Source organism: Gracilibacillus caseinilyticus (assembly GCF_022919115.1).
GTDB classification, from domain to species: Bacteria; Bacillota; Bacilli; order Bacillales; family Amphibacillaceae; genus Gracilibacillus; species Gracilibacillus caseinilyticus.
This window is the reverse complement of sequence record NZ_CP095072.1, coordinates 1,336,531-1,354,208: the sequence shown is the minus strand read 5'-3', so window position 1 is coordinate 1,354,208 and position 17,678 is coordinate 1,336,531. Positions and strand designations below refer to the sequence as shown.

Here is a 17,678-nt window from a genome sequence, read left to right as displayed (position 1 = left end):
ATATTTGTGCTTATCACACAAATTACCACAATGTTATACAGTTCCGCTTTACATCATCTACAATCATCTACTTCTTTTCACATCAAAAAAAGATGCACCAGCCATATGATACATCTTTTTCCAGACACGGTTCAGCTTATTCAGCACTTTCTTCCTCTCTTACCGCGAACACCTTTTTCGCAATAGTTAGGGCATTTAAGACACGAGGAAAACCTGTGTATGGAATCAGCTGAATAATGCTCTCGACAATTTCCTTTTTCGTTAGTCCTGCTGAAAGTCCTGTGTTAATATGTAGTTCGATTTGTGGCTCGGTTCCTTGTGTAACAAGGGATGCGAGCGTCACAAGCGCACGTTGTTTGTTCTCCAGTCCATCACGGGAATAGATGTCACCGTATGCAAACTCGATGATATATTTTCCGACATCCGGTGCGATATCAGCCAAATCCTCTGAAATTTTCAGGTGCGTGGACACCTCATCATTACCTTCTAGTGTGTATTCCATTAATTTATCCATGCCTTGCTGGTACTTGCTTTTTTCCATGTGAAAAAACCTCCTGTTGTATGTATTATACTTGAGTACTATAACACAGAAGGTTGATAAACATGCATGATTTCAACTTATAGATGGATACTTAAGCTTTAATACACTTCATAACTTTAACCTTTATCCTAACGTTATTTTCTGTTTTTTTGTTTTTGCTGTTCTGGTATTTTGAGTTTTTACACACCACAAGCGTCGATTATTATTTATTTTTAGGTATTAGCGGCATATTAATGCTAGTCTCGTTTATCATCATGATTCTGGTATTTTGAAGAGATGAAACCAGTATACTAAAATACAGCAAATTTGATCAGCATAATTTCTCTGATCGTTATGTTTATCTGCATTTCGATGTTTGTGCTTGATGACTTTTAACATGAGGATGTGATTTTCTTAACAAGCAAAATAGCAATAATCACCGATATCCACGGTAATGCTGCAGCGTTACGAGCTGTTTTGGATGATATTGATCAGGATAAACAAGTCGCACATATTTATTGTCTCGGTGATTTAATCGGGATTGGTCATCAAACCAATGAGGTATTGGATTTGTTACTGTCACGTACAGATATTTCTTTTATCAGAGGCAATCATGAAGAGTCTGTATTACGAATCCTCGATGGCAAGGAGCCGCTCAGTACAGGGGAGGAAAGAAAACATCATTATTGGATTGCCGAGCGCTTAGACAAAGCATTCGTTCCCGCTTTAGTACATATGCCGATGACCAGAACGCAAACCATTAACGGAAAGCGTTTTTTATTCCTGCATTATCACTTACAGGAGAAGGACCAATTCTCTCCGATTGATTGGCATCCTTCCGCCGAGAAGCTTGATATGCTCTATCAGCACTCAAAGGCTGATGTGATTTGTTTCGGACACCATCATATTATTCATCACTTCAAATCCAATAAAAAGCTCTACCTGAATCCTGGTGCTTTAGGCTGCAACCACCAACCCTTTGCGCCCTATGCAAAAATACAGATCGGGAATGAAGGGCAATTGGACATTTCCTTCAAGGAAGTAGCCTATGACAACAAAGATTTTTTACTAGCCTTTCAGACCTTACGCGTGCCTGCGAGTGCGTATATATTGAAAAATTTTTATGGGGAACAGCATGTAAAGTGGCTTAAATGAGGCAAAACATGTTGGCAAAATAGGAGGGCATGTTATTTTTGCTCAATGACCTCTACTATAGCCATGTGCTATTGAGCAATGCAGAGCAGACAGGATATTTCATGATGAATGCCTTTGATCTTGTGCAAAGCGCTAAGCATAGGAAACTCTGCATATTTTATTGGAAATAGATGAAATATATAAGGATGAAAAAAGGAAGGAGTGCTGTCCATGTTGCCTCGAGTTTTTCTCTTCTTAGGAATTTCACTACTTCTAACATGTAATTTCCCTATAACCTCTCATGCCCAATCAACCAAGTATCCGTTACAAGCTAAATTCCCTAATCTCATGTTGTATGAAGGTGAAGTAGATGAGAAGATCATTGCTCTCACATTCGATGACGGCCCAGACCAGCGATACACACCAGAAATTTTGGATATTTTAAAGAAAAACCAAGTGAAAGCTACTTTTTTCTTAGTGGGAACGCGGGTAGAAAAACATGTAGAGATAGCCAAACGGATTGTATCGGAAGGACATGCTATTGGAAATCATACCTTCTGGCACCCTAACTTAGCGGAATCAGATATACAGAAAATGCAATGGGAAATTCGTAAAACCAGCACACAAATATTACATGCGACCGGTCAAGAAACGTCATGGTTTAGAGCTCCATATGGCGCATTAAACGAAAAACAGGTATTAACGCTTGGAAACCTCGGGTACAAAGGCATTGGCTGGTCACTTGATACGGAGGATTGGAGGAGCCCAGGAGAAAGTGCGATAACGAATCAAGTCATTAATCATGTTCATCCCGGAGCAATCATCTTAATGCATAGTGCGGGCCATTGGACACAAGATTTAAGTGGCACGGTTGATTCAGTAAGTAAACTTATTCCCACGCTGAAAAAACACGGGTATCAATTTGTTACAATCCCGGATTTGTGGGAGCTTAGTCAACATAAGTAAAAAGATTCACATGCGAAAGCCCCAAAGTTTCGGGGCTTTTTCCATTATACCTTCTACGTGATGGAATATCTTTTCAGCCCTATGACATAATCTACAGGTCCTTCCATGTAACATTTACATCACATCCGCTTCAAAACCGAGATCACGCAGCATTTGATGATCTTCTGTATCCTCCTGACCTAGCGTTGTTAAATAATCGCCGATGAAGATCGAATTGGCAGGATACAGTCCAAGCGGCTGCAGACTCTTCAGATTTACTTCACGACCGCCTGAGATGCGTATTTCTTTTGTCGGGTTAACGTAGCGGAACATCGCGAGCACCTTCAGGCAATATAACGGGTTGAGCTCATCGGTGCCTTCCAGCATGGTTCCATCGATGGCATGCAGAAAATTGACCGGAATGGAGTCCGCATCTAATTCTTTTAACGCTTTTGCCATTTGTACCACATCCTGTCTCGTTTCCTTCATGCCCACAATAACACCTGAGCACGGTGAAATCCCAGCCCTCTTGGCTTCGTTTACCGTTCGTACGCGGTCCAGATAGGAATGACTTGTGGTAATCGTATCATGATGATTTTCAGACGTATTGATATTGTGATTATAACGGTGCACACCTGCCTCCTTCAGCCGCTCCGCCTGTCCATCCTTCAAAATGCCAAGGCATGCACAAATCTTGACGTCATATGTTGATCGGATTTCCTTTACTGCTTCGATCACGTGATCTAGTTCTCGATTTGTCGGACCTCTGCCGCTGGCTACGATACAATATGTACCAGAACGCATCTGCTGTGCTTTCTCCGCACCAGCAACAATGGCTTTCTTGTCCAGCATCCGGTACGTGTCAATAGGGGCACTCGAATCCCGTGACTGGGCACAGTAGCCACAATTTTCCGAGCAGTTGCCTGATTTGGTATTGATGATCATGTTCAGCTTTACCTTGTTGCCATAGTAGTGTTTACGAATCTGATAGGCACCGTTCAACAGCAGCAAAAGACTCTCATCCGGCGACTCCAATATGCTTAGTGCTTCTTCATCTGTCAGTTCATAACCATTTAACACGTCTGTTGCCAATTTACTGTAATCCATATTCGTTTCTCCTTCCTAAACTTACGCTGCAAGTGAGCAAACCTTATTTACATTTGCTTACACGATAGCTTAATCGAACTTCATACCTTATTGTTAACTAGTGTTTTTATAGGTTAACAATAATAGAATACCACATACACTATTAAATTTGAAATATCTTTTGGCTGATGTTATTTAGCGGTCATGTCCAACATTCGGAATTGTAAAGCAAAATGTATCCTGGGCACATTGGCAATTTTGGATGAGACATAAGTCTATCTAATTTTTCCTAGTTAGGAGTTATGCTAAACTTTAAGTAGTATTCTTAAAAATGCGTCAAAGGGGTGGGAGGATGAATCAATTTATTTGTAACAGTTGTGGCAAAACATATGATATGACACCAACGAGATGGAGATGTGAATGTGACGGGGTATTGAATATAGTAAAAGATACACCAACAATCGATGTTACAGCATGGAATAACTATCCAAACTCCATATGGCGTTATGTGGAGGCGATGCCTTTTGCTAAAGGTTCTAAAACATGGGAATCGGTGACAATGGGAGAAGGTCAATCCGCTCTGATCGTGCTGGATCCTGCCGAGCCAACTACGTATGTAAAAGTGGATTATATGATGCCGACGTTATCCTTTAAAGACCGGGGAGCCGCTGTTTTAATGACAAAGGCAAAAGAATTAGGCGTATCGAAAGTGATTGCGGATAGCAGTGGTAATGCAGGAACCGCGATTGCGGCTTATGCAGCACGTTGTCATATTGCCTGTGATATCTATTTAAGTGATCAAACGTCACCAAAAAAGATTGCACAAATAAAAGCACATGGCGCAACGATAAAAGAGATTCGAGGAACACGAGAGGACATTGCAGCTGCAGCACAAAAAGCAGTGAACGAGGAACACGTTTTTTACGCAAGTCATGTGTACAATCCTTATTTTTATGAAGGAACGAAAACATATGCCTATGAAATATATGAACAATTAAAGGCTGCGCCAGATACTGTCATTGTGCCAGTTGGCAATGGGACGCTTCTTCTGGGTGTGTATTATGGCTTTAAAGAATTAGTTGAAAATGGATTAATTACTAACATTCCGAAAATCGTTGCCATTCAAGCCAAGAACTGTGCGCCTCTTGTGCATGCTTACCGAACCGGGAAGGAATCGGCACAGCCTGTTACGAATAGCGGTACTTTAGCAGAAGGAATAGCGATTGCGGCACCAGCACGTTCGCAACAAATTTTAGAAGCCGTCCGCCATACCAATGGTACGTTTATGGAGATTGACGAAGAAGAGATTCTCAGCGCGCGTGCTCAACTTAGCGCGAAAGGCTATTATGTGGAAATGACCTCAGCTGTAAACTATGCTGGCCACTTGAAGTATATGAAAGCACCTGGGGAAAAGGTTATTATACCGTTGTGTGGAGCGGGGATTAAGTCAGTGTGAGCGAGGATGCTCTGCTGGTGCTGACGAAAGTTCTATCTATCGGACACTTGAGCGATTCCCCGACTCCTTTTTGTCCGTTTTGCACCCTTCTATGCGAGCTGCTTTCGTTCAAAATACACATTAATAATCAATAGAGCTCAAATATTCAAGCGCTGGTCCAAAGCCTTCTCCATCCATTTTTTCTGTAAACTCAGGGATATACTTATTATCTGATATACTATTAAAATCGACAGTGGATTTCACCTCGATTTGCCAGTCATAGGAAAAACTCACGATCGTATCTGCTCCATTCCCGTGATTTTCTTCGATAATAGATCTAGCTGCCGCATTAATTTTATTCGTTAAACCTATGCTACTAAAATGATCCTGAATCGTTGACTTTAATAATGGGTGTGCTTGAAGTTCGCTTGGTAACACTTGATTCAGGGCTTTAATATAAGCTTGATCTGCCGAATCGCCGCCTGCCTGATAATCATGTTGCTTATCTTCAATTACTTCTGTCATTGTCTTCATGTCATGGTGTAGTCTTTCTGTAATTGACAAAGGATCATTGTCATATTGCCTTATCGCTTCTTTGGTCTCATTAACGACGACGGATGTACCTGCAATGGCGGCTTGTTCTGCTGCATTGGAAGACTGGGCGCCGGTGACAAAAACATTCGATATATTAATGACAATTAAAAATATAATTGCAATGATACTTAACAACCATACCAAGTATAATGCTGCATTGCCTCGTTCATTAGTAAATTGCTCTCTCATTCTACTAACACCTGACTCACTACTTTCTCATCTAAAGTAATCGAAGTACTCGGTTTCCACTCATCCGGAACAAAAATTAATGAATGACTTACCTCCAGATTCAGTTCAAACTTACCGTTATTAAGCGGCACCACATTCATACTCTGATAATCGATAACCGAGGAACTTCCGATCGCTTCTGTAATGGTATCTTTTGCTTCATCAATATCCGTCGTTGCTGCATAGGTTTTCGCGCCTGCATTGGAAGCCATTTTCACTGTATGTAAGGCATATCCGGAAGCGACTACCTGCCATAATAAGAGGAAGAACATAAAGAAGAATGGCAAAATACCTAAAAATTCAATGCTTAGCGCACCTTTTTCATTTTTAAGCTGTTTTTTCATTTGCCAACCCCCTGTTTACCGCCTGGTTCATTTTGTATTGGATGTACCAGATATGAAAGAAAAACAACAAATATTTATTCAATTCTATTTCATCATCGTATTCTTCGAGCAATTCTTTCACTCGATAAATAGAGTAATATAGTAAAGCAAGATAGAAGTAAGTAAGAATCAGATCCATCGAATCAAGCATATACAACCCGTAAATGGTTAATACAAACTCACCAATAACACTGATAATTAGCGAAAGGGACAAATAAATTGTTGCGACGATCCACCATTTAAACGGTATATAGTTTTTCTTATTTATCAATTGAAACGAAGACTTTGCAGATAGAAACCAATAACCAACATAAATGCCCAACGTGACAATAGAGAGCAATACCACTATCCATAACTTCTTCTTTTTTAATACTTCTGTCATCTGTTCTCCGTCCTTTATTCATCAATTATATAACGTTGTGTCAGGTAAAAAATCAAAAAGGGAAATATAGCAGCATTCACAATCGCCCTAGTAATGCTGTATACATAAAAATTATTGTCAAAATTGACAAAGGCTTGCATGAGCACACTGTAAATTAAAATTTGTGATGATACCACTACGATTAGATCGAACAAGATAAATATATTTTCTCTTTTCAATATGCCGCCTGTTTTTGCCATGACTTTTTTTAAGTCGACATTATGCACACAAAAAGGAAATACCAGCATAATTGCACCACATATAGCTGTCGGGATAAATGCCAAAGGCGCTCCAAATAATGCAATAACATAGAGTGGCAGACTAATAACAAGGACCATTCCAAAGTGTTTGATAAACTCTTTCATTAACTCCCAAATGGTTGGTTCTTCTTCGTCCTCGACATCACTTTGTGCTAATTTACGATACATCGGTATAATGCAGACAAAATTCATTATGATGAAAAACAGCATATATAAGTTGGGATATTGATTTGTTTCTAAAGAGTCATAGACATAGAACGTTGCAAAATACAGGAATAAAGATATGGGTATCACGATCACCAGGCTAATCGTCATGATCTTCAAAAGGTGTCTGTTGTAAATTTCAAAACTATTTTTAATCATCTTTTTCTCGCCCAATTCTTTTATTTATTTGCAAAAACAAAAATGCAGTCATTAATGAGAAGACCGTACTGGAAAATAAATTCTCGTTTATCGTATTTGGTTCAATCAGTACCGGAATCTGCAAAACGATCATCGAAAACATTATATTAATCACAGACATCACGATAGCCGACAGAAATGCAGCAGAATACGGTGTTTGTTTATTCCATAATGGAGCCAAAATACCAACACTTCCATACGAAACAATGAATGTCGTAAAGATGACCCACTCAACTGACAAGACATTAAAGAAACCTATTATAAAGGTATAAGCAATGATAATAAGAAGACTTACACCAATTGTTTGAATAAAACCTCTAAAACTAAACATATGAACCTCCATTATTATCTGTCAGCCATTCGTTATTTCATCCATTTCGGCTGGTTTAATTAACAAAACGGGAGCTACGAAGAAAAACAAGATGGCTAAAAGAAATGCTAAAACAGCTAAAACAATCGCATCCGGATTTGAAGTAGCTAAAGAACCCATAAATGCAGTCGCACCAAACCCGATTACTAATACTGTGTAAACGGAATAAATTTTTCCTAACTTTGATTTAGCAGGCTTCTGGACACCAAGGGCAATCTCTCTGGAATAGAAGTAAGGTAAGGTTACCATAATAAGTAACATGACAATCCCAATCCAAAAAGTCACTGTTAAAAAGTACATTCTTAATAGCGGGATAGATAAATAAATCGCTAATACATTTACCATGACAAATGATAGCAATGAAAAATACCGTTTACTTTGATGTTTAGTCGTTTTCCAGAAATAATAAAATAGTGCACTAGAAATGAATGCTAATACTATATTGAACAACAATAGCGGGATGTTACCTTCAGGAATCACACTTGCTAAGAACCCGATCCCTAATAATAAAATAGTTGTCCCGATGATTCGACTTTCTTTAAATGTTACTTCTTTATTCATAAAGTATCTCCCCTTCATCATTTTTTTGGGAATATCAAGACATCCCTAATTTATTCAAAGAACAAGAGGAGAGGAGGATCAATTTATCCTCCAAAAAGACTCCCTAATTTTGAAATACCAGAGGAAATGCCATCTTTGATCGCATTGGCACCTTTCACGATTCCGTCATACCCTTTCTTAATGGTATTTGTAACGGCTGATTTGATTTTCCTGCCGGTTGCTGTACCGTTGATCAGATAAGTTGTAGCAAATCCGGCAAACAAACCTACACCTGCACCAATTACTGTACCCAGTCCAGGAACAACAGAACCTGCCAAAGCACCTGCTGCAGCACTAGAAGCTACACTACCTATCGCAGTAGAGGCTACACCGATTCCCACATCAGTTGTTAACGAGGCGGCAAAATCTGTAGATGCCAATCCGCTAAAATCAGTAAAACCATCAGAGAATTTAGAAACCGAGCTAACAGACGTTAGTGCGACTCCGACTGGTCCTCCTAATTTCAACATATTAGAAGGTTTATAAAAGCTTTTGGAAAATGCGTTCCATGAACTATTTAGAGAAGATTTGGTGGCACTGCCTACTGTTCCTAATAATCCACCAGTTCCTCTTAAATTTTTCGATTGCATAAATGCATTGTATCTGGCCTCACCTACTCGACGAGCGTTCGGCCCAAACTCCGCATTGCTTCCATTAAAATTATAGGATTTATACCGTTCATAGAACCAATTTCCGATCGAACTGTTCAAACTATTTTTTCCATAGACAGCATACTTTCCATCTGCCAATTCTTTAAATTTGAATCCGGCACCCGTTGCAATCAATCCCTGTGCCACACTATCGCCAAAACTAAGCACGTATTTCTTCACGTCACCTGCAACATTGGAAACCGTATCAATGATACTGTCACTGTCTTTTGTAGATCCAAATAATAAATTTAACACAGACGGCGGTTCACCGTCCTCTGTTGCATTACCATTCGTTCCATTACCACCCTGTGTACCATTTCCTGAAACTGCATCGCCACCAGATGAGCTGTTGCCATCAACGGCATTACCATTAGCAGCATTGCCACCGTTCAGGGCGTCTCCGGATCCATTACCATTTCCACCAATAATACCATTTCCGTTGGAGTTTGAATTGTTACCATCGACTGCATTGCCATTGGCATCACCACTGCCAGAGCTGGTACCATCGCCACCATTAATTGCTTGGCCGCCTTCTGTATTAGATCCGTTTGAACCGGATTGACCCGATTCTATTGCAGAACCAGTGGAATTTCCGTCGCCGCCATTGATACCAGACCCATTGGATCCAGCTTCTCCACTGTCGCTGCCCGAGCCACCTTCCACTGCATTGCCATTAGATCCCGCATTACCCGCACCATTCTGGTTACCACTTTGGATACTCTCGCCAGGTTGAATAGCATCCCCCGCAACAATTATGGAAAAAGAGGGTGGCGCATTCGGAGCAATAAATTGTCCATTTGAAGAAGAATCCCCTTCGATAATAGGTTCACCGGAACTTAATCCGTCACCTGCTTCCGCTGGAGTTCCATCATTATAAGCTTCCCCATAATCATAGACCTCTCCTGGTGCAATAAACTCACCACCAGAGATCGGGTCTCCAGGAGTGATCGACTCACCTGGCGTAATAGCCTGGCCAGGAGTGATAAAATTCGCAGCCACTCCAACTACAGGCAGTACATTCCAAAACAAGATAACAGCAATCAATACAATGGATATCCGCCGATTGTATTTTCTTTTTTTCATGCCATCTCCTCTCTATACACGCTTTGATCTTGGTGTGTAGGGCGTGTATCGTTGATTGTTATTTGATACGTACTTCTGTCAAAATCATGTTAATTACATTTTAATTCCTGACTCTTTTTCTCTCTTTCTCTTCATTTGGATTAATTAGCATAATAGGAGCGAGAAATAAAAGAATACAAGCTGCCATAAATGTATATATACTAACCCCCATTGGATTACCATCGGAATACATAGAATCCCGAAACAATGAAGAGCCAAAAACAACTACTAAAATGGAAAAAATTAAATATATCTTCCCTAATTTAGATCTATTTGGTTTTTTTACACCAAATAAAATTTCCCTTGAATAGATATAAGGTAATGTCACCATTAACAACAACATAATAATTCCTAACCAGAAAGAGATGGTTAAAAAATTTAGTCTCAGAAATGGAATAGCGAAATATATAGCTATACAATTGAACATTACATATGAAAATAAGGAGAAATATCGCTTACTATCATGTTTAGTTTTCTTCCATATATTAAGAAAAACTAAACCAGATAAGATAGCCAATGAACAATTGAATATTATTAACAAAATACTAATTTCAGGCATTGATCCTGTGAAAAAGCCAATAATAAATAACATTATAGTTGTTCCAATAATTCGATTTTCTTTAGAGGTTACTTCTTTTGTCATGTATCAATCAAGCCTTCATTAAGAAATTTGACAATTTAACTTTTTTAATTAACTGAACATATATGGAATATTAAAATTCGCCGCCAAACACTCTATAGGTGATACAATCCAAACCCAAGCTCCAATTTAGTATTTTTTACACTTCAATTTTGATATTTATCTCTATTAGAAATTTGTTTTACTTCTTTCGGTTTTATTAGCATAATAGGAGCACTGAATAAAAAAAGAAGGGCAGCTAAGAATGAGTATATACTCGCTCCTGTTGCATTAATGTCATCGGAATAGATTGAATCTGAATATAACACTGTTCCTAGGGCAATCATCAAAATTGAGAATATTAAATAAATTTTTCCCAATTTAGATTTATTCGCATTTTTTATACCAAACACGATTTCTCGAGAAAAGATGTAAGGTAAGGTCACCATTAACAACAAGATGATAATTCCAACCCAAAATGATATGGTTAAAAAATTCAACCTCAAAAATGGGGTGGATAATTGAATAGCAATACAATTAAACATAACATATGAAAATAAGGAGAAATACCGCTTACTATCATGTTTTGTTTTTTTCCAAATAACGTAAAACAAACAACAAGATATGATAGCTAATAAAATGTTTGATATTACTAATTCCATATTTATCGTAGGCATAGATCCAGTTAAGAATCCTATAAATATTAACAACAATGTCGTTGCGATAATTCGATTATCTTTAGAAGTTACTTCTTTTGTCATATAACTATCAAACCTTTGTTAAGATTTTAAAATACTGCATCACAGGCGTTTCAGATAAAGATACAATAGAATTTATCCACTAAATAGATTTCCTATTTTTGAAATCCCTGATTTTATACCATTGATCGTTGCCTTTCCACCTTTTATAACTCCATCACTAACCGCCTTCCAGCCTTTTACCCCTGCATCATAAACCTTTTTAATCCCTCTTGAAATAACTCTTTTACCTTTTTTCCCCCATGTTGTGTTGTTAATTAAATATCCGATTGTTAGACCTAAAACTGCACCTGCAACTGTACCCACTACAGGGACAGTAGCAGTACCAATAGTAGCACCAACTGCCATACTACCAGCAAAGCTTCCAACTGCCGTTGTAGCTGCTCCAACCGCAACATCCGTAGTTAAATCAGCAGCAAAAGCAGTAGATTTTAAACCACTTAAGTCTTCATAACCATCAGAGTGCTTGGAAATGGAACTAGTAAAGGTTAGCCCTAGACCAATAGGACCACTCAATTTTCCTAATGTGGATGGCTTCCAGAAACTTTTCGAAGAAGCGTCCCAAGAACTAGATAAAGCAGATTTAGTTGATTTCCATGCATTTTGAAATACATTTCCGCTTCCACCCAATCCTTTTGATTGCATAAAAGCATTATAATTTTGTTTATCAAACACTCCCGAGGTTAATGTAACTTTTTTGCCATCAAGATCATATTGTTTGTATCGTTCATAGAACCAGTTACCAATTGGATTTTTAAGTCTTCTTTCCCCAGTGTGCCAAAAGTCAACATTTTTAACATTATCAAAATCAAAACCTGCATATGCTGCTGCCGCAGATTGAGCTAATTTATCTCCTAAACCTAATCCATATTTTTTAAATTCATTCACAGCACCAATAACTCTATCAATCGTATTAGTATTTTCACCGGAAGAATTTCCCTGACCACTCTCCCCAGGTTGTAAATCATTTCCTGAGGATCCATTACCTCCTCCCGGAGAACCATTGCCAAAACTTGCACCGCCATTAGCTGATCCTTCGCCAAGCAAGGTATTACCACCAAAAAGGTTGTTACCGAATCCGTATCCATTGTTAAAACCGTTACCGCTAGCATTGGGGTTGTTACCTTCTGCTGCATTTCCATTGGTATTATTACTTCCACCATTTACGGGGTTTCCATTAGCATCGACGTTGCCTGTGTTGGCACCATCGCCACCATTAATTGTATTTCCACTGGCATTTGAATTGTTACCATTTGCCGCATTTCCGTTAGCGTTACTATTTCCACCAACTACGGGATTACCATTGGCATCGACATTACCTGCATTGGCACCATCTCCGTCATTAATTGCTTGACCGCCGACTACATTAGATCCATTTGAACCGGACTGACCAGATTCTATTGGAGATCCGTTGGCATTTGTATTGCCACCATTAATAGTAGAACCATTGGAAGGATTATTTCCACTGTTGCCGGCTGATCCACCTTCCACTGCATTACCAGCGGATCCTGCATTGCCTGCATCGATTTGATTACCACTTTGAATATTCTCCCCTGGATGAATTGCATCCCCAGTAATTATGATCGAAAAAGATGGAGGTGCATTTGGAGCGATAAATTGACCATTTGTTACGGGATCCCCTTCGATAATAGGTTCACCTGAATTTAAACTGTCACCAGATTCGGCAGCAGTTCCATCATTATAGGCTTCTCCGTAGTCGTATACCTCCCCGGGAGCAATAAACTCGCCACCTGTAATCGGGTCTCCAGGAGTTATCGACTCTCCCGGAGTGATTGCCTGACCAGGAGTAATGAAATTCGCCGCCACAGCCGCTACAGGTAGTATATTCCAGAAAAGAATAATACCGATTAACGCAATAGAGATCCGCCGATTCCATTTGATTCTTTTCATTACTTATCCTCTCCATATATTAGATGAAAACGGACATGGTGTTAAATCTTCTTTTATTACTCTTTGTTTTCTTGGTATTTGTCTTCTAGCATTTGTAAGGCTTCTTTATAAGAGTTTTCGTTCCATTCTTCTAATCTATCCTTTTGCTGCTCAACTAGAGTTCTCATTTCTGTATGATAGTTAGAATTTATTTCTTTAAGTTGATAGAATATATCGTCTGAAACTTTATCAGTTGCAAGCAATGCTTCTAAAATATATTCTACTGATTCTTTCTCCTCAGATAATTTAGCTAGATTTTGTGTTGTATAAACAAAAATATCTATACTATTTTGCGTTTCTTTTAAATCAAATGCCTGCTCTCCTTTTTCTTTCCACTCATTCCACGCTTCTGCCATCTCATTAATTTTATTTAATTCATTCGCTAATTCATCTTCATCCTGCACTGTTTGATAAAGACCTTCAGCCGCATTCGCAATTTCTTTCAAATGATTCTGACCTTCACTATCGACATCAAAACCAATCACATTGATAATGGGCTGTATATTGGAGTCATAAAATTGTTTCGCTACCTCCACTGGTTTTGTATCACATGTCTCAATACCGTCACTCACAAGATATACAATATTTGTATTTTCCTCCCCTTTAAATTCAGCTAAATCTTCTTGGGCTTTGGATAAAGCTAATCCATTAGGTGTCCAGCCTGCTGGTTGAACGGAATTCAAAGCCTCTGAGAATGTTGCTTCCTCATAGGGACTGTATCCATAAATGATCTCTGAGCTACTGCAGGATAGTTCTTTATCTGAATCAGCACTTGTTCCTTCCTGACCATAGACACGAAGGGCAACATTGGTTTCTTCCGGTAATTCTTCTAAAAAGGCTGTAATGGTTTCTTTAGCTGCTTCCATTTTGGTTTTGCCATTGATTTCTTGTGCCATACTGCCTGATGCGTCAAGTAATACTGCGATGTTCAAATGTTCCTTGAATTGATATCTAGGATCCTCTACTTCAGGACTTCCTAATAATTGAAACTTTAACGCTTTAAGGATTTCCTCTTCTCCAGAATAATCATCTTGCACCAGTTTCAAGGTTTCTCTAAAAAAATAATCAAGCTCTGCTTCACTAGGATTATTACTAATTTCCGGCATATCTTCACCGAGGTGGTCTAATAATTCAGATCCCTCTCGTTCTGCACCATCTTTATTATTAAATATTTTCCGTGCATATTTCCCTTTTTCCAATGCTGCTAATTCTTCCACTGTTGTTGGTAACGGATCCGTGTCGAACTCTTCAGAATAGTTTGTTTCGCTTACGCTTTCCTCTTTTTCATCTGTCGGTTCTGGTTGTTCTTCTGGTGGCTCTTCTTCCTCACTAGGTGTGATCACCTTTCCCGCTTCCAGAGATTCTTCTTCTTTTGTTTCTCCAGAACATGCTGCTAATAAAAGAAGAAGAAACAGAATCCAGCCAAATAACGCTATACAACGCCAAGTGTATTGTCTTCTTCCCATGCCATCCCCTCGCCAGTACTTCAATGATTTAAAATATTGATGAATTTAATTTGTTTGGTTTTCTTGGTATTTGTCTTCTAGCTTTTGTAAGGCTTCTTTATAAGAGTTTTCGTTCCAATCATCAAGCTTATCCTCAAGCTTTTCAACTTCAGCATTCATATCATTATGGTATTCAGAATTTAACGCATCTAATTGTAAGTATGTTTCCTTGCTGATTTTCCCGGTTGATTCTAATGCTTCAATAATATAGTCTATAGATGCATCTTCTTCAGAAAGACGTTCTAGGTTAGTAGTTGTATAAACAAAAATATCGACATTATTTTGCGATTCTTTCAAATCAATTGCTTGTTCCCCTTGTACCTTCCATTTTTCCCAAGCTTCTGCCATCTCTCTGATTTTATCAAACTCATTTGCCAGTTCATTTTCATCTTGCACCGTTTGATAAAGTCCTTCTGCGGCATTTGCAATCTCTTTTAGATGATTCTGTCCCTCACTATCTACATCAAAACCAATCACATTGATGATAGGCTGAATATTGGAATCATAAAATTGTTTAGCTACCTTCACAGGCTCTGTTTCACACGTTTCTATACCATCACTCACCAAGTAAACAATATTTGTGTTTTCCTCCCCTTTAAATTCAGCCAAATCTTCTTGTGCTTTTGATAAAGCTAATCCATTCGGAGTCCAGCCTGCTGGTTGAACGGAATTCAAAGCATCAGAAAACGCTGCTTCTTCATAGGGACTATATCCGTAAATTATCTCAGAACTGCTACAGGATAATTCTTTATCACTGTCTGCCCCTGTACCTTTATGACCATAGACCCTTAGTGCAACATTGGTTTCTTCTGGTAATTCTTCCATAAAGGTAGTAATTGACTCTTTTGCAGCAGCCATTTTGGATTTACCATCTATTTGTTGCGCCATACTACCAGATGCATCTAATAGAATTGCTATGTTTAATTGTTCCTTAAATTGGTATCTAGGATCCTCTATTTCAGGAGAGCCTAATAACTGAAACTTTAATTCTTTCAAGATTTCTTCTTCACCTACATAATCATCCTGAACCAATTTTAAAGTTTCTCGATAAAAATAATGGAGCTCTGCTTCGCTGGGGTTATCACTTAATTCAGGCAAGTCATCTCCAAGGAAATTAAGTAATTCAGCACCTTCACGTTCTGCCCCATCTTTTCTAGTAAATATTTCTCTCGCAAATTTCCCTTGCTCTATAGCTGTTAGTTCTTCTACCGTTTTGGGCAATGGATCTGTTTCAAACTGTTGCGTAGCATTCTCGTCATTTGTTGGTTGGCTTTTTTCCTCTTCTGTATTTTCTGTTTTCTCCGATTCCTGATGGTCTCCTTCATCACTTGGTGTTATAACAGTTCCTGCCTCCATCGATTCATCTGATTCATTCTCGTTATTTGGTTGCTCTGAACATGCTACTAAAAGAGTACAAAGCAGTAAACCCATGACTAATAATTTCCTCAACCAGAACCCCCCTTGTTAGCCGTGCTTGTATTAACTTACTTACCCTACCATATTAGAAATTTTAGTAATAATATCCGATATAATTTTACCAATCCCATCACTCTGATCACTTATCGCCGAAGAAACAATCCCCAACACCAAAATCAACAACGCCGCTATACCTAACCATTCTAATGACTGTGCACCTCTCTCGTTATTCAACTGCTGAGTAGCCTTCACATAAAATTCTGTTAACTTTTTCATATTGAAATCTCTCCTTTTATTTTTTAAATTATTTTATTAAAACGGCTGTTTAGCCACTGTTTTAATCTCTATTGAAACAATTCAAATATATTACTGTTCTGACTGAACATATTCATTACCATCAAGCCACCAATTAACACTAATGCAGAGGGCAATACTACGAAAGTCGTGATCAAGGTAACCTTTGGAGATGCCTTTGCTGCTTGTTCTTTAATTAGTTCTTTCTTAATTTTGCGCATTTCTAATGATTGCTGGTGGAACGTTTTTGAAATGGGAATCCCCAGTTTTTCCCCTTGAATAAGGGCCTTAATCAAAAGCTGAAATTCTTTACTCGTATTTCTCTTCAGCAGCATTTCATACGCAGAAGATCTTGGTACCCCAACCTGGATTTCCTGGATAAAGCGACCAAACTCTTCTTGAACAGGACCTTCAAAATAAGGGACGATATCTCGTAATGCCTGATCTAAGCTGACACCTGCTTTTAACGTCACACTCATCGTATCGAGGAAATCCGGCAATTGATAAGTCAATTCTTCCTGACGCTTTTTTGCTTTGGATTTGATCCAAAAAACAACAGCCAGATAGCCAACAATCGGATAGATAATGACAGTAAGCTCACTGAAAGGAAGTCTGAGTATCATGGAAATACCGCCAATAATCAAACCGACGATCATAAAGAATATTTTCAGCCCCTGTAACCTCGCCGTTGTCAGACGGTAAGGATGACCTGCCTCTGTTAACCATTTCTCTACATCGTGATCTTCACTATAAAAATTGATTCGTTGACCGATTGTTGAAAAATCATCTGCATAGTGGAATACTTTCGATAACACCTTTTCTTTACGTGTTTGCTTCTTCTCGAAGATATCCTCTATATAATGATCCTCTTTCGCTTGTTTCTTCAATTCGCTCTTGTACACAACATATACATAGGTATATCGAAGAGCTAATCCTGTGAAAAAGAGAGTGAGTAATAAAAATAATACAATTAATCCATCCATTTG

General features: G+C 38.6%; 19 protein-coding genes. 3 read left to right on the top strand and 16 right to left on the bottom strand.

Annotated features, from left to right (window positions below; all coding sequences use genetic code 11):
- Positions 1 to 136: 136 nt before the first annotated feature.
- Positions 137 to 541: a carboxymuconolactone decarboxylase family protein gene (locus MUN88_RS06600; protein WP_244722468.1), complete on the bottom strand. Its 405-nt coding sequence runs from the start codon at positions 539 to 541 to the stop codon at positions 137 to 139.
- A gap of 384 nt (positions 542 to 925) precedes the next feature.
- On the opposite strand from MUN88_RS06600, the gene MUN88_RS06595 reads away from it, so the two are divergent.
- Together MUN88_RS06595 and MUN88_RS06590 are read left to right on the top strand one after the other, a co-directional pair.
- On the top strand, positions 926 to 1,675 hold the full coding sequence (locus MUN88_RS06595; RefSeq protein WP_244722465.1) for a metallophosphoesterase family protein: 750 nt from the start codon (positions 926 to 928) through the stop codon (positions 1,673 to 1,675).
- Between the two features lie 210 nt (positions 1,676 to 1,885).
- A complete protein-coding gene (locus MUN88_RS06590; RefSeq protein ID WP_244722462.1) occupies positions 1,886 to 2,620 on the top strand; it encodes a polysaccharide deacetylase family protein in 735 nt (244 codons plus the stop codon).
- Positions 2,621 to 2,734: 114 nt separating this feature from the next.
- On the opposite strand, the gene bioB is transcribed toward MUN88_RS06590, so the two are convergent.
- Complete coding sequence (bioB, locus tag MUN88_RS06585; protein ID WP_244722459.1) at positions 2,735 to 3,706, bottom strand: biotin synthase BioB; 972 nt, start codon at positions 3,704 to 3,706, stop codon at positions 2,735 to 2,737.
- A 331-nt stretch (positions 3,707 to 4,037) separates the two neighbouring features.
- On the opposite strand from bioB, the gene MUN88_RS06580 reads away from it, so the two are divergent.
- A complete protein-coding gene (locus MUN88_RS06580) occupies positions 4,038 to 5,141 on the top strand; it encodes a threonine synthase (protein WP_244722456.1) in 1,104 nt (367 codons plus the stop codon).
- A 120-nt stretch (positions 5,142 to 5,261) separates the two neighbouring features.
- On the opposite strand, the gene MUN88_RS06575 is transcribed toward MUN88_RS06580, so the two are convergent.
- From MUN88_RS06575 to MUN88_RS06510, 14 genes are all read right to left on the bottom strand, one after another.
- Positions 5,262 to 5,903 (bottom strand): pilus assembly protein TadG-related protein, encoded by a 642-nt coding sequence (locus MUN88_RS06575; RefSeq protein WP_244722440.1) that lies wholly within the window; start codon positions 5,901 to 5,903, stop codon positions 5,262 to 5,264.
- Positions 5,900 to 6,286: a pilus assembly protein gene (locus MUN88_RS06570; RefSeq protein WP_244722437.1), complete on the bottom strand. Its 387-nt coding sequence runs from the start codon at positions 6,284 to 6,286 to the stop codon at positions 5,900 to 5,902. The genes MUN88_RS06575 and MUN88_RS06570 overlap by 4 nt, the downstream gene beginning before the upstream one ends.
- Entirely contained in the window at positions 6,270 to 6,707 is a 438-nt protein-coding gene (locus MUN88_RS06565; RefSeq protein ID WP_244722434.1) for a hypothetical protein, read from the bottom strand. The genes MUN88_RS06570 and MUN88_RS06565 overlap by 17 nt, the downstream gene beginning before the upstream one ends.
- Positions 6,708 to 6,721: 14 nt before the next feature.
- The gene (locus tag MUN88_RS06560) at positions 6,722 to 7,369 is read right to left on the bottom strand and encodes a hypothetical protein (RefSeq protein ID WP_244722431.1); all 648 of its coding nucleotides are present in this window, start codon (positions 7,367 to 7,369) and stop codon (positions 6,722 to 6,724) included.
- On the bottom strand, positions 7,362 to 7,739 hold the full coding sequence (locus MUN88_RS06555) for a hypothetical protein (protein WP_244722428.1): 378 nt from the start codon (positions 7,737 to 7,739) through the stop codon (positions 7,362 to 7,364). Before MUN88_RS06555 ends, MUN88_RS06560 begins: the two co-directional genes overlap by 8 nt.
- 21 nt (positions 7,740 to 7,760) lie before the next feature.
- A complete protein-coding gene (locus tag MUN88_RS06550; RefSeq protein ID WP_244722426.1) occupies positions 7,761 to 8,339 on the bottom strand; it encodes a hypothetical protein in 579 nt (192 codons plus the stop codon).
- A gap of 83 nt (positions 8,340 to 8,422) precedes the next feature.
- Positions 8,423 to 10,111, bottom strand: coding sequence for a hypothetical protein (locus tag MUN88_RS06545; RefSeq protein WP_244722423.1), 1,689 nt, complete (start codon positions 10,109 to 10,111; stop codon positions 8,423 to 8,425).
- A gap of 100 nt (positions 10,112 to 10,211) precedes the next feature.
- Positions 10,212 to 10,793 (bottom strand): hypothetical protein, encoded by a 582-nt coding sequence (locus tag MUN88_RS06540; protein ID WP_244722420.1) that lies wholly within the window; start codon positions 10,791 to 10,793, stop codon positions 10,212 to 10,214.
- Between the two features lie 143 nt (positions 10,794 to 10,936).
- Complete coding sequence (locus MUN88_RS06535; RefSeq protein ID WP_244722417.1) at positions 10,937 to 11,530, bottom strand: hypothetical protein; 594 nt, start codon at positions 11,528 to 11,530, stop codon at positions 10,937 to 10,939.
- A 72-nt stretch (positions 11,531 to 11,602) separates the two neighbouring features.
- Positions 11,603 to 13,438 (bottom strand): hypothetical protein, encoded by a 1,836-nt coding sequence (locus tag MUN88_RS06530; RefSeq protein ID WP_244722414.1) that lies wholly within the window; start codon positions 13,436 to 13,438, stop codon positions 11,603 to 11,605.
- A gap of 56 nt (positions 13,439 to 13,494) precedes the next feature.
- Complete coding sequence (locus MUN88_RS06525) at positions 13,495 to 14,943, bottom strand: vWA domain-containing protein (protein ID WP_244722411.1); 1,449 nt, start codon at positions 14,941 to 14,943, stop codon at positions 13,495 to 13,497.
- 45 nt (positions 14,944 to 14,988) lie between these two features.
- Positions 14,989 to 16,431 carry a VWA domain-containing protein gene (locus tag MUN88_RS06520; RefSeq protein ID WP_244722401.1) on the bottom strand — a complete coding sequence of 481 codons (1,443 nt, stop codon included), beginning with the start codon at positions 16,429 to 16,431 and terminating at the stop codon, positions 14,989 to 14,991.
- Positions 16,432 to 16,470: 39 nt separating this feature from the next.
- Positions 16,471 to 16,674 carry a hypothetical protein gene (locus tag MUN88_RS06515; RefSeq protein WP_244722398.1) on the bottom strand — a complete coding sequence of 68 codons (204 nt, stop codon included), beginning with the start codon at positions 16,672 to 16,674 and terminating at the stop codon, positions 16,471 to 16,473.
- Positions 16,675 to 16,742: 68 nt separating this feature from the next.
- Positions 16,743 to 17,675 carry a type II secretion system F family protein gene (locus MUN88_RS06510; RefSeq protein WP_244722396.1) on the bottom strand — a complete coding sequence of 311 codons (933 nt, stop codon included), beginning with the start codon at positions 17,673 to 17,675 and terminating at the stop codon, positions 16,743 to 16,745.
- Positions 17,676 to 17,678: the final 3 nt, after the last annotated feature.

Coding starts and splice junctions, on each gene's coding strand:
- MUN88_RS06510 (WP_244722396.1), bottom strand. CDS start 17,675: ATGGATGGATTAATTGTATTATTTTTATTACTCACTCTCTTTTTCACA.
- bioB (WP_244722459.1), bottom strand. CDS start 3,706: ATGGATTACAGTAAATTGGCAACAGACGTGTTAAATGGTTATGAACTG.
- MUN88_RS06600 (WP_244722468.1), bottom strand. CDS start 541: ATGGAAAAAAGCAAGTACCAGCAAGGCATGGATAAATTAATGGAATAC.
- MUN88_RS06555 (WP_244722428.1), bottom strand. CDS start 7,739: ATGTTTAGTTTTAGAGGTTTTATTCAAACAATTGGTGTAAGTCTTCTT.
- MUN88_RS06575 (WP_244722440.1), bottom strand. CDS start 5,903: ATGAGAGAGCAATTTACTAATGAACGAGGCAATGCAGCATTATACTTG.
- MUN88_RS06590 (WP_244722462.1), top strand. CDS start 1,886: ATGTTGCCTCGAGTTTTTCTCTTCTTAGGAATTTCACTACTTCTAACA.
- MUN88_RS06560 (WP_244722431.1), bottom strand. CDS start 7,369: ATGATTAAAAATAGTTTTGAAATTTACAACAGACACCTTTTGAAGATC.
- MUN88_RS06530 (WP_244722414.1), bottom strand. CDS start 13,438: ATGAAAAGAATCAAATGGAATCGGCGGATCTCTATTGCGTTAATCGGT.
- MUN88_RS06565 (WP_244722434.1), bottom strand. CDS start 6,707: ATGACAGAAGTATTAAAAAAGAAGAAGTTATGGATAGTGGTATTGCTC.
- MUN88_RS06550 (WP_244722426.1), bottom strand. CDS start 8,339: ATGAATAAAGAAGTAACATTTAAAGAAAGTCGAATCATCGGGACAACT.
- MUN88_RS06540 (WP_244722420.1), bottom strand. CDS start 10,793: ATGACAAAAGAAGTAACCTCTAAAGAAAATCGAATTATTGGAACAACT.
- MUN88_RS06535 (WP_244722417.1), bottom strand. CDS start 11,530: ATGACAAAAGAAGTAACTTCTAAAGATAATCGAATTATCGCAACGACA.
- MUN88_RS06515 (WP_244722398.1), bottom strand. CDS start 16,674: ATGAAAAAGTTAACAGAATTTTATGTGAAGGCTACTCAGCAGTTGAAT.
- MUN88_RS06570 (WP_244722437.1), bottom strand. CDS start 6,286: ATGAAAAAACAGCTTAAAAATGAAAAAGGTGCGCTAAGCATTGAATTT.
- MUN88_RS06545 (WP_244722423.1), bottom strand. CDS start 10,111: ATGAAAAAAAGAAAATACAATCGGCGGATATCCATTGTATTGATTGCT.
- MUN88_RS06525 (WP_244722411.1), bottom strand. CDS start 14,943: ATGGGAAGAAGACAATACACTTGGCGTTGTATAGCGTTATTTGGCTGG.
- MUN88_RS06580 (WP_244722456.1), top strand. CDS start 4,038: ATGAATCAATTTATTTGTAACAGTTGTGGCAAAACATATGATATGACA.